The 14,228-nt window shown below is 46.9% G+C and carries 14 protein-coding genes and 1 pseudogene; 9 read left to right on the top strand and 6 right to left on the bottom strand.

The genetic code is table 11. The features are described from left to right. A pseudogene (locus B3D59_RS08685) lies at positions 1-1,117 on the bottom strand (electron transfer flavoprotein); the annotation flags it as partial. A gap of 200 nt (positions 1,118-1,317) precedes the next feature. Further along, entirely contained in the window at positions 1,318-1,902 is a 585-nt protein-coding gene (locus tag B3D59_RS08680) for a TetR/AcrR family transcriptional regulator (protein WP_286819029.1), read from the bottom strand. A 489-nt stretch (positions 1,903-2,391) separates the two neighbouring features. Between B3D59_RS08680 and B3D59_RS08675 the strand changes: the two genes are divergently transcribed. The 4 genes from B3D59_RS08675 to B3D59_RS08660 all read left to right on the top strand — a co-directional run bounded on the left by B3D59_RS08675 (position 2,392) and on the right by B3D59_RS08660 (position 5,122). Further along, positions 2,392-3,678: a class II fructose-bisphosphate aldolase gene (locus B3D59_RS08675; protein WP_286819026.1), complete on the top strand. Its 1,287-nt coding sequence runs from the start codon at positions 2,392-2,394 to the stop codon at positions 3,676-3,678. 60 nt (positions 3,679-3,738) lie between these two features. After that, positions 3,739-4,173, top strand: a complete 435-nt coding sequence (locus tag B3D59_RS08670) for a DVU0524 family FlgM-associated protein (RefSeq protein WP_286819024.1) — start codon at positions 3,739-3,741, stop codon at positions 4,171-4,173. Position 4,174: 1 nt separating this feature from the next. Further along, positions 4,175-4,489, top strand: coding sequence for a flagellar biosynthesis anti-sigma factor FlgM (flgM, locus tag B3D59_RS08665; RefSeq protein ID WP_286819022.1), 315 nt, complete (start codon positions 4,175-4,177; stop codon positions 4,487-4,489). Between the two features lie 180 nt (positions 4,490-4,669). Continuing rightward, positions 4,670-5,122 (top strand): hypothetical protein, encoded by a 453-nt coding sequence (locus tag B3D59_RS08660; RefSeq protein ID WP_286819015.1) that lies wholly within the window; start codon positions 4,670-4,672, stop codon positions 5,120-5,122. Between the two features lie 56 nt (positions 5,123-5,178). Here the strand turns inward: B3D59_RS08660 and mazG are convergent, their stop codons facing one another. After that, the gene (gene mazG, locus B3D59_RS08655) at positions 5,179-5,973 is read right to left on the bottom strand and encodes a nucleoside triphosphate pyrophosphohydrolase (RefSeq protein ID WP_286819013.1); all 795 of its coding nucleotides are present in this window, start codon (positions 5,971-5,973) and stop codon (positions 5,179-5,181) included. Continuing rightward, on the bottom strand, positions 5,961-6,482 hold the full coding sequence (locus B3D59_RS08650; protein WP_277004725.1) for a CvpA family protein: 522 nt from the start codon (positions 6,480-6,482) through the stop codon (positions 5,961-5,963). The genes mazG and B3D59_RS08650 overlap by 13 nt, the downstream gene beginning before the upstream one ends. Before the next feature lie 148 nt (positions 6,483-6,630). On the opposite strand from B3D59_RS08650, the gene B3D59_RS08645 reads away from it, so the two are divergent. The 5 genes from B3D59_RS08645 to B3D59_RS08625 are packed head-to-tail and all read left to right on the top strand — an operon-like array spanning position 6,631 to position 12,050. Next, on the top strand, positions 6,631-7,572 hold the full coding sequence (locus B3D59_RS08645) for a PhoH family protein (protein WP_286819010.1): 942 nt from the start codon (positions 6,631-6,633) through the stop codon (positions 7,570-7,572). Next, positions 7,556-9,946, top strand: coding sequence for an HD family phosphohydrolase (locus B3D59_RS08640; RefSeq protein ID WP_286819009.1), 2,391 nt, complete (start codon positions 7,556-7,558; stop codon positions 9,944-9,946). Before B3D59_RS08645 ends, B3D59_RS08640 begins: the two co-directional genes overlap by 17 nt. Next, positions 9,843-10,307, top strand: a complete 465-nt coding sequence (gene ybeY / locus B3D59_RS08635) for an rRNA maturation RNase YbeY (protein ID WP_277004719.1) — start codon at positions 9,843-9,845, stop codon at positions 10,305-10,307. The genes B3D59_RS08640 and ybeY overlap by 104 nt, the downstream gene beginning before the upstream one ends. 21 nt (positions 10,308-10,328) lie before the next feature. Next, positions 10,329-11,048: a pyridoxine 5'-phosphate synthase gene (locus tag B3D59_RS08630; RefSeq protein WP_286819006.1), complete on the top strand. Its 720-nt coding sequence runs from the start codon at positions 10,329-10,331 to the stop codon at positions 11,046-11,048. A gap of 9 nt (positions 11,049-11,057) precedes the next feature. Beyond that, positions 11,058-12,050, top strand: coding sequence for a response regulator (locus tag B3D59_RS08625; protein ID WP_286819005.1), 993 nt, complete (start codon positions 11,058-11,060; stop codon positions 12,048-12,050). A 3-nt stretch (positions 12,051-12,053) separates the two neighbouring features. On the opposite strand, the gene B3D59_RS08620 is transcribed toward B3D59_RS08625, so the two are convergent. Further along, positions 12,054-12,905 carry an HAD family hydrolase gene (locus tag B3D59_RS08620; RefSeq protein WP_286819003.1) on the bottom strand — a complete coding sequence of 284 codons (852 nt, stop codon included), beginning with the start codon at positions 12,903-12,905 and terminating at the stop codon, positions 12,054-12,056. 23 nt (positions 12,906-12,928) lie between these two features. Further along, positions 12,929-14,228: S1 RNA-binding domain-containing protein (locus B3D59_RS08615; protein WP_286819002.1), on the bottom strand; the 1,300-nt coding region annotated here is incomplete at its 5' end.

The raw sequence follows: 14,228 nt of genomic DNA, 5'->3' as shown, positions 1-14,228 counted from the left end.
CGCAGGTGGTACAGGACCAGATCTCATCCTCCGTATAAATCTCCTCCACCAGCAGTTTGTCGGATTTATAGATCACACCGGACTTGATGGGATAGTTCTTAAAAATAAGATCCCGGGCCTTGATGGTGATAAACCGCGGAGACAAGGGACGGCCGGCTGCATTGGCAGGACACTGATCGGAACAGCGGCCGCAGTCTGCACAGGAGTAAAAATCAAGCATCTGCTTCCAGGTGAAATCCTCAAGTTTTTTAACGCCAAAGGACGCCAGATCATCCAGTTCCTCATCGGAAATACCGTACTTAACCGGTTTGATATTGCCTTTTTTCACCCGCATGAAAAAAACGTTGAAAATCGAGGTGATGACGTGGAAATGTTTGCCCATGGGCAAAAAGCACAGAAAAAAGAAAAAGGTAAAATCATGCACATAATACATAAAAATGTGCAGGCCCTGGAGAAATTCCAAAGATGCCATCCGAAATGTTTTTGAAAAAACCCAGGCCAGGGAAAAAGGTGCCAGGAAGTGGGATTCACCAAGGGACTTATAGTTGTAAGCGACAGCTGACGCTTCAAACATACTTTCTGAAATCATCAGGGTGGCGATGATGCCCAAAACAAACACCGCTTCTGCAGTATGGTCGTGACCATATTTTTCAGGCACGGCATAGCGGGCAGGCTTTTTTATGCCCCGGCGGTAAGCCGCGATGATACAGGCCACAAGAACGGCGGTGGCTGCATAATCTTTAATGAAATTATAAACGACACCCAGGAAACCGCCCAAGCCGGGAAACACAAAGCCGTCATACAGGCCGATAATAACAAGGCTGATGGAGCGGATGGAAAGAATTAAGAAACCGGCAAATATAATGATGTGCAGCACACCTGCCTGCATGTATCTGGGCTGGCGGATCTGACCTAACCAGACCACAATCAGATTTTTAATCCGTTCCGGAATATTGTTAAACCGATAGTCCGGATTGGCCCGGACCAGAGGCGCAATTCTTCGCGCGATGATGTAGGTAAACAGACCTACACCAATGACCGGCAAAAAAAACGAAAAAATCACTGTTGGAAAAAAGCCGAACAACAGATAGTGTGCCGGAGCAATAATCATAGACATACGTAACTTACCTCCATTTATATTTGAGTAATGAATTCAGGCTCATTGTGCTTTAGTAAACATCAAGTTTGGCGTCAAGGAAAAAGCATAAATTTCACGTCAACGCAACGATCCCTCCCCGGAAATATCCGGGCTGAAAATTTTGTTTAAATTCAGGAAAGGAAAAAACAATGTCAGATCATCTCTGATAGGGACCGGTTTTACCCCCCTCGAACGCCGGTCATATAAAGGTCCACCAAGGGTTCTGCCATGGTCGTAAGATCGTAACGGCCATCGGCGCTTACCCATGTGGAAATCACACCTTCCACCGCCCCGAGGATAAATCGTTTCACAAGCCCCACAAAGAGATCCTGACGCATGGTGCCCTCGACCTGACCCTGCTCTATAATATCGGACAAAAGATCAAAGTACATCTTTGAGATATCCTTGACCTGGGACTCAATATCCCGAAGATATCTCACCTCTGATTGGAAAATAATTGCCATGTTTTTGTCTCTTTGAAACTCCTCAAGATGACAGCGAATCAGATTTCTCAGTTTGCTTTCCGCATCTGTGCCTTTGGCCACGGCAGCATTCATTTTTTCAAACACCACATCTGTTTTAAAGCTCAGGTACTGATAAAGGATATCGTCTTTGTTCTTGAAATAAAGGTATAACGTGCCGTCCGCCACCCCTGCCCTGGCAGCAATCTGTGAAATAGTGGCTTTGTAAAAACCATGCTCTGCAAACACTGCTCCGGCACTGTTTAAAATATTATGATATTTATCGGACTTACGTTTCTGCAAATGAGCAATCCTTCTCTTACCTAAATGAATAACGAATCATCCACCTAAAATTTGATCCATGCAAGCTAACAATAGATCCATGCAAATGTCAAGCCTTGCAACAAAATTCAAACACAAGATATTATATTAATATATATAGATAGTTATAAATAATTAAACCATAAAATTTTTATCGGGCCCAAATCAATCTGTTTTTAATCCCCACCATCAAAAAAACATGAACATTCATTCATCTAAGAATTCCCCATACGGTGGCAGCTTATATGAATTTTTCAAATAACAGGCATGGGCTGATATAGGTTTTTCACCGCGGCTCAACCTATAATAAAAATTGTAGGTTCTGTGTAGGTTATACAGGCTTTCATTTAAAATTAGGTTCATTTCTTTTATTGAGCTTGATTTTAGGTTATTTTAATGTAAAAAAAAATTTATGATTCCTAACCATTCTTAATATACAAGATACTACTTAGCATACGGGAGGATTCCATCATGACCCATTCACAATCCGAAGAATACCGCAAACTGCTTGACTACGGCAGACCCCCCAATGTGAAAAAATGCTTTCCCAATTCAAAAGCATTAATTGTCAGCGGGAAATATATTGACCGTGCCATGCTCGCCAAAGGCGGCTGCATGACCATCGCGGCCAACGGCAGGAACGCCTTTGTCATCAAAGGAACCCTTGCCGCAGCCCAGCGTGCCAATGCTGCCGTTATCATCGAAATTGCACGTTCCGAGGGAGGCACCGGGGCCTATTGTTCCACAAGCCTTTGGAATATTGCGAGACAGACAGATGCGTATATGAATGAAATGGGGATAACCATACCCGTGGCCATACATGCAGACCATTTCGGAATAAAAAAACCCGAAGATATTGAACCGGCAAAAACCGAAATCCGGTCTTTATTTGATGCCGGCATTACCTCTATTGCCATTGACGCATCCCACATGTCCGACGACCAGAATCTTTTGGCCAATCTCGAATTAAATCCTTTTGTGCCTGGATGGGCCGGCCTCGAAACTGAAGTTGGTGAAATAAAAGGAAAACTTGGTCTCTCAACCCCTGAAGAAGCGCTGTTTCTTATTCAGGGGCTCAATGCCAACGGCATTTTTCCTGACTGGATCGCCCTGAACAACGGCACCACCCACGGCATTGAGCAAAGCGATACAGGCATCAATGTCGCATTGACTGTGCAAATTCATGAAGCCCTTGCCCCCTACGGGATCTCCGGAGCCCAGCACGGCACATCAGGGAACAATTCCGATCGGTTGCGCCAGATTGCAAAAAAAACAAAAACCACAAAGGCCAATGTTGCCACGGCTCTTCAGATGATATCCTGGGGGGTGAAGGTTAATGATTTCGGCAATGCCATCATGGATGAATCGGGCAGATTCATCAAGGAGGCCGGCAAAGGGGTCTCCCGGGCCACCTGGGAAAAGATGTGCGCGTTTGCCGCAGCCAATAACTGGCAAAAGGGGAATTTTAAAAACCTGAACCTTCCTTTTGAAAATATTCTGACTGCCCAGGATGCACCAATTCGGGAGCGGATGATCAAAGGCGTTGAAGATTTTGTATTTACGCTGCTCACCGACGTGTTCAACGCGACAGATACAGCGGACCTGGTAAAAAAACAAATTTTTGAAACCCAGTCACACACGCCCGGCTTCAAAGCGGAAAAAATTGAACAAAAAAATGAATGGACCCGGGAAAGAATTATTGAAAAGGCATCCAAAATCGCAGTAAATAAAAGCCCTGAAGGGGATTTTGATGATTAAACATTTTTCTAAAGTTTTAATTTTACCAAGCCGATATTGGGTTTAAGGAGAAAATTAAAAATGCAGATACCTTCATACCAAATACAAAATGTCTTGAAAGTGTATTCAAGGCAATTCAGCCAAGGCAAACTGCTGGGGAAAAATAAATTCAGCGATGCCAACAAGGTTTCTGCAGACAGTGTCAGCCTCTCATCGGAAGGCAAACGTCAGGCCATTATAGATAAAGTTGCAAGCAACATTGTTGACAAGATTATCACCGAAGGCCCCAATGAAAAGGATGAGACCCAGATCACTGATCAAATTGAGCAAGAGCTGGGGAAAAAGATTGATTTCAGTAAAGGGAGAAATCAATTCACTTATACCTCGGTTGATGCAAATAATCACAAGGTTGTCCAGACCTTATCCGTGGAGGATTCCAGGTTTGTTGTTGAACGGATGACGGAACTGGCGCGCCAGGTGGCTGATTCCAACATGGAATCCCAGGAGGGTGTTTAAAATGAAAATTAATTCCACACAGCAGTATATCAATCAAAGTTACGCTGCAAATAATGCCAAGACCAACACCACCGCGAGCGCTAATACTCCGGCGGATCAGGGCAAACAGTCTGAAGAGACCCTATCAGACACAATTAATTTGTCCGCCACCACCAGGGACCTTCAGAAAATTTCCGCCGCATCTGCTGAAGAACCCAAGGAGAGAGCCCAGATGGTTGAAGACCTCAAACTGCAGGTTCAGTCCAATCAGTACACAGTGAATGCCGAGCAGGTAGCGGAAAAAATGATCGGCTCCATTATGAACGAAGTGGGTTGAGCAGGCGGCATTTTTTTCCCTTCTGCCTGAAGCATTCAGGGCTTCAGGCAGAAGGATTTATTCCATCACAAGATAACTGCCTTATTTTTAAAAAAATCAAAACACTTTCCAAGCGTCAAAAAACCACAAACAATCGGCACGTTTGTTGCTTAATTCTTCCTTAAAAAAAAGGAGGACTATATGACCAGTATTAACAACATCCAAGGTATCACTCCAATACCTGGCACTCAGTCAACCCAGGTATCCCAGAGCAGCAAGACACAGGGATTTGAATCTTTGCTCAATTCCGCATTGGAGAAAACACAGGAGTTGGAAGAAGGAACGCAGACCGGTGAATTATCTGAAATCCCTGCGCTGGAGTTTGATATTCAAACCGTATCCGACATTGTTACGGATAAAACCGACAAACTGCTGACCAGTTTAGAAAGCTATGCATCACAGCTTCATGACACCAGTGTCTTCTTAAAGGACATTGAGCCCATACTTGAAGGACTTAATACAGATGCCGCATCTTTATTGGAAGAGACACTGTCTCTTGGCGAAGATGATCAGGAACTCATAGATATTGCCACCAGCACGGCGATCACTGCAAAAACCGAATATCTGAAATTCCAGAGGGGTGATTACCTGTAATCAAGAAACAAGAAACTTGAAACAAGAATGGCCTGACAGCTCGCCGTATGTGGCTATCAGGCTTTTTTCTGATCATATATCTCTTTGGCTGCTTGCCAGTGTTTCTCCTTCTCTTCAGAGGAGATTTCTTTTAAATTAAGGCCTTGTTTTTCAAGGGCTGTTTCCATAATTCTGAATCGCTGCTCAAATTTGGAAGTGGAGCGACAAAGGGCTGTTTCCGGATGAAAACCGGCAAATCTTGCCACGTTGACAAGAGAAAAAAGGATATCACCAAATTCAAGCATGGCATCATCCTGGTCCATGGAGAGCGCAGCCTCAAACTCATGTATTTCCGAAACTGCCGTATCCAGGACCTGACCCAGATTTTCCCACTCAAATCCGGCTTTAACCGCAGATTTTGAAACTTTTAAAGCCCGCAACAATCCCGGCATTCCAGAAGGCACATTGTCAAGGGCAGAGGGTCTTTCAGATACACCGGAACCGACCTTCTCCCCAGCCTTAATAGTCTCCCATTGTTTATTCAAGCCATCTTCGGATGTAATACGACTGTCACCGTAGACATGGGGATGACGACGAATCATTTTCTCAGCCACGGCATTAACCACCCGGTCAAAGGAAAATCTGCCGGCATCGGCATAAATTTCCATAATAAAGAGGATCTGGAAAAGAACGTCTCCAAGCTCTTCTACAATATTAACCTCATCATCTTTGACAATGGCATCCTCCAGTTCATATAACTCTTCGGCCAGGCACTTCCACATGGTAGACGGGGTCTGTTTCCTGTCCCACGCACATCCGTTCTCTCCCCGAAGCCTTCGGATAATCTCAAGCAAGGGAATTATTGTTTCCACGTTTTTTTCAACCTTTCCAGCTCTTTGCTGAAATCCGTTTTGATGTTCCGGGAAATAAACAGGGTCAGGGCATCCGCAACCTGGGCAAGGTAGGGTGCAGTCCGGGAAGCTGCCATATGAGCATGACCGTTAGGCACAAAGCTTGTAATCAGTATAAAAATGATGGCGGTAATGAGTATGCCTTTGGCAGCCCCGAAGATGACACCGAATGTTCTGTTCGCCCAGCCTAAAAATACAATGTTCAGCAATTTGTGGATCAGGACGGCCACAATCCCCACAGCAATGAGAATCAGACAGAATAATAGAAAAAAACAGACAAGCTTTTGAATCTGCGGTGATGAAATCCATGAATCAATATAGGGAATCAACTGAGGATAATAGGTATTGGCCCCGTAAAAACCGGCAACAAGACCCACGATACCGGAAATTTCCCGGACCAGACCTTTAAAGCCTCCCCGAACCAGGAAAACCCCCACAATGATCAATACGCAAAGGTCAAAAAAATTCATACCTTCCCTTAATTAATTTTTCTAACGCCCCAGACGAGTGATTTCTCGTTCAATCGCTCAAACACCAAAGTAAACAGATAACAGCAGGGTCTGCTGCCAGTCAAGATTTTTATTGACCTTTAAACCAATAAAATGCACCCTATAGCGCATGAAAAATCTTGAATTTCAAAATATCCCCCTTGCCCAGAAACTCTTTGGGACACACAACGCCAACCTGGAAAAGATCGCCCGCGCCTTTGATGTTGAAATAAACTCAAGGGGGGGGGCTATTTCAGTCAATGGTTCAGAAAAGAAGACTGACAAGACAATTGACCTGATCAACCAGCTTTATGAACTCCTGGAAGAAAAGATACGGCTGACACCCGCCGTTATAGATGCAGCCATCAATGCGGCTCAACAGGGTGGTGCCACTTCCTTGAAAAAAATTTTTACCACTACAATAGTCGTAACACCGCAAAACAAGCCCATTACCCCCCGAACGTCCACCCAGCTCAAATACACCGAGGCCATAAAATCCAATGATATCCTTTTCGGCATTGGTCCGGCCGGTACCGGCAAAACTTACCTTGCCATGGCCATGGCCATTGCAGCGCTTACAAAGGGTGATGTAAAAAAAATCGTTCTCACCCGTCCCGCGGTGGAAGCAGGTGAGACGTTGGGTTTCCTTCCGGGTGACCTGGCCGAAAAAATAAATCCATATTTGCGGCCTCTGTATGACGCCCTTTATGATATGCTTGATTTTGAAAAAGCCAGAGCCTATATTGAGCAGGAAATTATTGAGATCGCACCCATTGCATTTATGAGAGGCAGAACCCTGAACAATGCATTTATCATCCTGGATGAGGCCCAGAATACGACCTCCCAGCAGATGAAAATGTTTTTGACCCGGATCGGATACGGGTCAAAGGCCATTATTACGGGTGATATTACCCAGACAGACCTGCCCGGAGGAAAAAAATCAGGACTGGTGGAAGCCAGAAAGCTGCTTGCCCGGATAGAGGGGATCTCATTTATAGAATTCTCAAAGGAAGATGTTGTCAGGCACCGGCTGGTGTCCGACATCATAGACGCCTATGAAAAAAATAAATAATCAGGGTTGGGTTAAACGGGCCGGGCAAACCCTCTCCTCCACCCCGTATCTCCCGCCGGTGATGTTGCTTCTGGTGGTGGCGCTGTTTGCCCTTGCCCAGACCTTTGACCACACCACTGAATCATATGCATATAAGATAGGGGATGTCGCAGGCAGGGATATCAAAGCGCCCAAAGATTTCTTCATAGAAGACAAGGCCACCAACCTGGCCAAAATGAATAATGTCAAGGCATCAATCAGAACCGTATATGATTTTGATGACAACCTGTTAAAAAATATAACCGACGGCATTGCATCGGCCATGGATTTTGGCCGGCAAATGCTCCAGTCCCAGGACAATGCTCTGGACATTCCTTCACCTGAATCTGCTGAATCTTCGGATACCACCTTTTCCATGGCCCTGGCATCCAAACCCGAATTCGAAAAAAAACTGGGCATAGAAATTTCCAATGGTGCATTCCAGATCCTGTTTAATGAAAAATTTTCCGAAGAGGTTACGGGGTATCTTACTGCCATTATCGGCACTATTCTGACCAATGGCATCGTAAGCAACAAAGAAATTCTTCTAGGTGAAGAAGAAAAAGGCATCACCCTTAAAACAATTCAGTCCCACAAAGAACGTGTTGTTACCGACATCAAGGTGTTTTACGGACCAGACCAGGCTAAGACCATGGTAAGGGTTGTGGGCCAGCCCATCCTGAAAGGCGTCAACTACAGCCTGGCCAACCTGGTTGTAGATATCGGCCAGCGGCTTTTGCAGCCCAATATCACCCTGAATAAAAATGAAACGGAAAAGCGCATCAGTCAGGCCCAGGAACGCATCAAACCCACCCTTTACCAGATCAAGGCAGGCGAAATGATCGTTCGGGAAGGGGAACGGGTTGATGAACTCAAGCTGGTCAAGCTCAATGCCCTGAACGAGCAGGTCGAAGATAAAAATGTTATTATGACCATTACCGGCATCTGCATGTTCACCAGCCTTTTGCTTCTTGTGGTCTATTTTCTTTACCTCAAAGATCATCCAAAGCTTGGCCGGGACATGAACAAACACATAACCTTTCTGACCCTGGGCCTTTTGCTTTATATCGGATTCACCGAGCTTGCCGTGTACATTGCCCACACCTCAAATCCGGAAATGTCCGGCAAAATAGCCTCAAGTGCAATATATATGGTGGTACCGTTGCCGGCTGCAGCCATGATCACCTGCATTTTCCTGGGGTTTGACATTGCCCTCTATTTTTCTTTGGTGCTTTGCAGTTTATGCACCATATCCTTTGGCGGCGGGTTCCAGATTTTTTTGTTCTTTTTTCTCTCGAGTATCACGGCAGCCTACTGGATCAAGGAACGACACGAACGGCACCATTTCATTGTTGCCGGATTCAAACTGGCGTTGTTCAATGGATGCCTTGCCATCGCCCTGGTTTTTTTCATGCCCTCCCAGGTGTTGCCCTGGGCCATATTGCTTAAACAGGTGATAATGGCAGTGGGGGGCGGTGTATTTGCGGCCATTCTTACAGTGGGATTCACCCCGCTGATAGAGGTTTTGTTCAATTACACCACGGCAGCAAAACTGCTGGAATTTTCAAACCTGGATCAGCCCCTGATAAAAAAATTAATGATTGAGGCCCCGGGAACTTACAATCACAGTGTCATTGTAGCGACCCTTGCGGAAGCAGCCGCATCCGCCATCCATGCAGACAGTCTCAAGACCAAGGTCATGGCATATTACCATGATATCGGCAAACTGGACAAAACCATGTATTTCATTGAAAATCAGGCTGACGGGCGAAACCGCCATGACAAGCTCTCCCCCTCCATGTCGGCATTGATCCTCATCGGCCATGTCAAAAAAGGCGTGGAAATAGCCAAAAAATACAAACTAGGCAATGAAATTGTGGAAGGCATTATCCAGCACCACGGCACATCCCTGATAAAATATTTCTATAACAAAAGTCTAAAAGCGGGCAATGAAAACATCAATGAAGATGATTTCAGATACCCGGGACCCAAACCCCAGACAAGGGAGGCGGGCATCGTCATGCTCGCAGATGTGGCAGAAGCCGCGACCCGGGCTCTTGAGCGCCCCACCCCATCCAGAATCCAGGGCCGTGTAAAAGAGCTGATCAATGACATATTTGCCGACGGCCAGCTTGAAGAGTGCGAAATGACCCTGAAAGACCTGCACCAGATAGCCAAGAGCTTCAACACGATTTTAACCTCCATTTATCACAGCCGCATTGAGTACACAGACAAACCCCAGGACAAGAAAATTGGAAAATCTAAGGATACTGATAGACAACCGCCAAGAGGAGAGGCTGGCAACAGCCCCCCTGTACAAAAAGACCGAACAGATCTTAAACGCCTTGGGCTGTGATGATCACGAACTTTCCATCGTGATCACGGATGATGCCCAGGTCAGGGAACTGAACCGGACATACCGGGGCAAAGACGAACCCACCAATGTACTCTCCTTTCCCATGCAAGAGGGAGAATTTTCAGATATTACCCCGGGGCTGCTCGGGGATGTGGTGATCTCCCTTGATACGGCCGAGGCCGAGGCCATAGCCGCAGGTATTTCCACGGATGAACGGATGTCTCAATTATTGGTACACGGCATTCTCCACCTGTTTGGATTTGACCATGAATTGGGTGAAAACCAGGCCCGTGAAATGGAAGAAAAGAGCCTGGCACTGCTCAGACGTATTGAAGAAAACCCTGATCTAACTGCATTCTAAAGAGCATGAAAGGATATTAATATGGCTGAGTTAGCAGTAAATGTAGACCATGTGGCAACCCTGCGCCAGGCAAGAGGCACCAAATACCCTGAACCGGTTCAGGCCGCACTGGCCGCAGAAACCGCCGGGGCAGATGCCATTGTGGTACATCTGCGGGAAGACCGCCGCCACATCCAGGAGCGTGATGTACGGCTGATTTCCCAGACAATAAAAACCCGTTTGATTCTTGAAATGGCCGCCACCAGTGAAATGCTGGGCATTGCCCTGGACATCAAACCTGATACCGTCACCCTGGTGCCTGAAAAAAGAGAGGAACTGACCACCGAAGGCGGACTTGATGTAATTACCCATATGCAGCACATCCGCCAGGTTGTGATCACCCTGAAAAATGCCGGAATCAAGGTCTGTATTTTCATTGACCCCGACCTCGATCAGATCAAAACGGCTCATAAAATTAATGCTGATTCCATTGAAATACATACAGGTGCATTCTGCGATGCCACAACCGCATATGACCGGGAAAGGGAATATACAAGAATTGTGGATGCGGCAAAAATCGGTGCCCGCCTGAACTTAGGCGTTCATGCAGGACACGGAATTTGCTACCATTCAATCAAGGGGTTTAAGGGATTGCCTGAGATCACGGAATACAGTATCGGACATGCCATCATCTCAAAGGCTGTCATGACAGGCATGGACACAGCCGTCAGGGATATGGTGCAACTAATTGAAAATCTGTGAGCTATAAACATGCACCAGGGAACACTTCTCATCATAGACGATGAGATCTCAATCAGAGAAAGCCTGGCTTTTCTGTTCGAAGATGAAGGATACCGGATTTTTACGGCAGAAAACGGGCATGTGGGGCTGGATCTGTTTTTCCGGGAAAAAGTGGACGTGGTCATCACGGACCTGCGAATGCCGGTCATGGACGGCCTGGAGGTCATGCGCACCATCCATGCCTCTGACCCGGATCTACCCATGATCGTCATTTCAGGCGCCGGCAAAAAAAAAGATGTCATCCAGGCCCTTCAGATGGGTGCCAAAGACTATATTTCCAAACCCATAATTGACCTGGACATCATTGTTCATGTGGTAAGAAAAGTCTTCGAAAACAGACGACTGGCTTTTGAAAACAAAGCCTACAGCGAACGGCTGAAAAAAAGCGAAAAACAGTACAGGACCATTACCGAACAAATTGCAGAAGGGGTGCTTACCGTAGATGCCCAGGAAAATATTACCTTTGTCAATCCGGCATTCTGCAAAATGATGGGCTATTCAGCAGACAGACTTTTATCAATGAACCTTGAGCAGATATCCACCCGGGACAGCTTCTTGTATATCCTGAAACAGACCCAGATCCTGAAAAAAGGCAAAACCAGCCGGTATGAAATCCAACTGGTGCATGCAAATGAACACCCCGTGCATGTGGAACTCGCCTGCAGCCCTATCAACCAGGGCAAAGATCAAACTTACACCGGTACCATTATCATGGCCCGGGACATATCCCGGCGCATTGAATTACAGCGCCAATATGAACATTTTCTTAAACATGCCAAGGAGATGCCCGAGCATGTCATTGCCATCTGCGCCAACTGCAAGAAAATCAGGGGAGAGGACCGCCTGTGGAAAGATATTGAAAAGGCCTTTAACCAGCTGACATTCTCCCACGGAATCTGCCCGGATTGCTGCAGAAAGCTGTACCCGGATATGGACTTTGAAATAACAGAAGATGACAATTAGGCACTATCTTAAAAGTCCTGCCATCTTTGCCGCCTGACTCACCCCACATTCATTATTGGAGCCTAAAGATATAAACTTATTTTTCATGGCATCCGGACTGTTATTCAGCAAAAAACCCTGACTGGCCCAGTCCAGAAGGTCTTCATCATTATAATCATTCCCCACGGCAGTCACCATTCCCCGGTCGACACCAAGGTGCCGGGCCAGCCATTGGGATGACGCACGCTTGCTTACCCCAAAAGGAAAGACCTCTATCCACGAAGATTTATGGTCCAAAGGAGAAGTCGCCGGAATCACGCTGAATCCGGCCAGTTCCCGGCGAAGCGCATCCAAATGCGCCCAGGGAAATCTGCCGGGCACAATGGCCAAGACCTGAGTTGACTGCTCATAAATCGTGGTTTCCGCTTCAAGGGGCGTAGCAAAATTCGAATACATTGCCATTCGCCGCTCAAAATCAGGATTATCGCCGGATGTAAATTTAAACAGGAAAGATGAGGTGTCGGGAATGGCTTTATGGATCATATAATCGAAGCCAAAACGATCAAAACAGGCTGAAATTTCCAAGACCCCCTCTTCAGGGATGGAAGAGGAACGGATCAATGTATCCCCGGGCCAAGCCATGATGCCGGCACCGGTGGAAAAAATCAGATAATCAAGGGGNNGGGGCAGATCTTCCGGGTGAAAATCCATATGCTTAAGGGCGCGCCTGAAGGAATAGAGGCTGCGCCCCGTGGCAATGACCGTGATTACACCGGCAGACCTCAACCCGGCCAGGGTCTCCAGATCCCGGCTACGGATACGCATGTCATCCGTGAGCAGGGTGCCGTCAAAGTCGGTGATAAACATTGCTGGCATGTTAAGGCACCAGGGTGTGTCCCCTATTTCGTTTTCTCCAGGGCCGCACGTAAAATGCTTTCCATAGACCCAAAGGAAGAGGCACCTTTGGCACTTTTCGCAAACTGCTTCCAATTGTCTGAAGATTTCTGATCCGGAGGAGCCAGGGTCATACGCCGGTTATCCTCATCCACATCCTGAACCAGTACCGGGGCAGCATCTCCGGGTTTCAGGGACTCAAATTTTCCTGCCTCTGCAGACTGCCGCAAGTTTGACGTGGGCATAAGGCCTGTAATGCCGGGCTCCAGGCGGATAAACAGCCCAAAGCCTTCCTTTTTCTCCAGGATACCCTCGACGACACTGCCCACGGGATATTTGGCCAAAACACCGGTCCAGGGATCGCCTGACGCATCTTTCATGCTCAGTGAAATCCGTTTACTGTCCATGTCAATAGCCTTAATCATGACCTGAACGGTCTGCCCGACACCCACTTCGTCCTCGGGACGCAGGACCCGTTTCACATGGCTCATTTCAGATATATGGACCAGACCGTCAATACCCGGGGCGATCTCCACAAAAGCCCCGAAAGAGGTTAGACGGACCACTTTACCGCTGACCTGGTCTCCGGTACTGAAGGTGGTGCCGATGTTATCCCAGGGGTTACCCGAGGTCTGTTTAACGGACAGGGAAATTTTGGGAGAGTCGGAAAGGGGTTTTTCAATCTTTAATACCTTGACAGGCAGAATATCATCCACCCGAACGACTTCTTCAGCCTTTTCCACCCTGGACCAGCTCAATTCTGAAATATGGACCATACCCTCCACGCCGGGTGCAAGTTCAACAAATGCCCCGTAAGACATCAGCTTGGTCACCTTGCCCTGGACCGTATCTCCTTCGGCCAATTCTTTCATGAATGCGGTACGTTCTTCCCTGATCTGTTCGTTGAGCAGATCCCTGCGGGAGACAACAATATTCCTGCCCTTTTCCTCATACCGGGTAATCAAAAAATGGTAGGCCTGGCCCTCATAATCCTCAAGGGATTCCACATATTTGACATCAATCTGACTCACCGGACAAAACGCCCTCTTGCCCAGGAGATCCACGGAAAAACCGCCTTTGACAACCCCGGTCACCCGGCCTTCAACAGGGGTATGCCCGCGATAGGCATCCTCAATCATGGCAGCCATCCCGGCCCCGGAAACCGCCTTGGACAAAATCACTTCGCTTTCGCTTAGGGAAACCACATACAGTTTAAGGATATCACCCACTGAATACTGAAATTCACCATTTTCATCCAGCAGCTCGGACTTATCCATCACACCGTCGGACTTTGTCCCCGTGTCC

Source organism: Desulfobacter sp. UBA2225, from assembly GCF_002348205.1.
Lineage (GTDB): Bacteria > Desulfobacterota > Desulfobacteria > Desulfobacterales > Desulfobacteraceae > Desulfobacter > Desulfobacter postgatei.
This window is presented reverse-complemented; position numbering and strand designations above follow the sequence as displayed.

What these genes read in the sequence shown, in the direction of transcription:
- B3D59_RS08675 (WP_286819026.1), top strand. Translation starts at nt 2,392, where the DNA reads ATGACCCATTCACAATCCGAAGAATACCGCAAACTGCTTGACTACGGC.
- B3D59_RS08625 (WP_286819005.1), top strand. Translation starts at nt 11,058, where the DNA reads ATGCACCAGGGAACACTTCTCATCATAGACGATGAGATCTCAATCAGA.
- flgM (WP_286819022.1), top strand. Translation starts at nt 4,175, where the DNA reads ATGAAAATTAATTCCACACAGCAGTATATCAATCAAAGTTACGCTGCA.
- B3D59_RS08630 (WP_286819006.1), top strand. Translation starts at nt 10,329, where the DNA reads ATGGCTGAGTTAGCAGTAAATGTAGACCATGTGGCAACCCTGCGCCAG.
- B3D59_RS08640 (WP_286819009.1), top strand. Translation starts at nt 7,556, where the DNA reads ATGAAAAAAATAAATAATCAGGGTTGGGTTAAACGGGCCGGGCAAACC.
- B3D59_RS08650 (WP_277004725.1), bottom strand. Translation starts at nt 6,482, where the DNA reads ATGAATTTTTTTGACCTTTGCGTATTGATCATTGTGGGGGTTTTCCTG.
- B3D59_RS08645 (WP_286819010.1), top strand. Translation starts at nt 6,631, where the DNA reads ATGAAAAATCTTGAATTTCAAAATATCCCCCTTGCCCAGAAACTCTTT.
- B3D59_RS08670 (WP_286819024.1), top strand. Translation starts at nt 3,739, where the DNA reads ATGCAGATACCTTCATACCAAATACAAAATGTCTTGAAAGTGTATTCA.
- B3D59_RS08660 (WP_286819015.1), top strand. Translation starts at nt 4,670, where the DNA reads ATGACCAGTATTAACAACATCCAAGGTATCACTCCAATACCTGGCACT.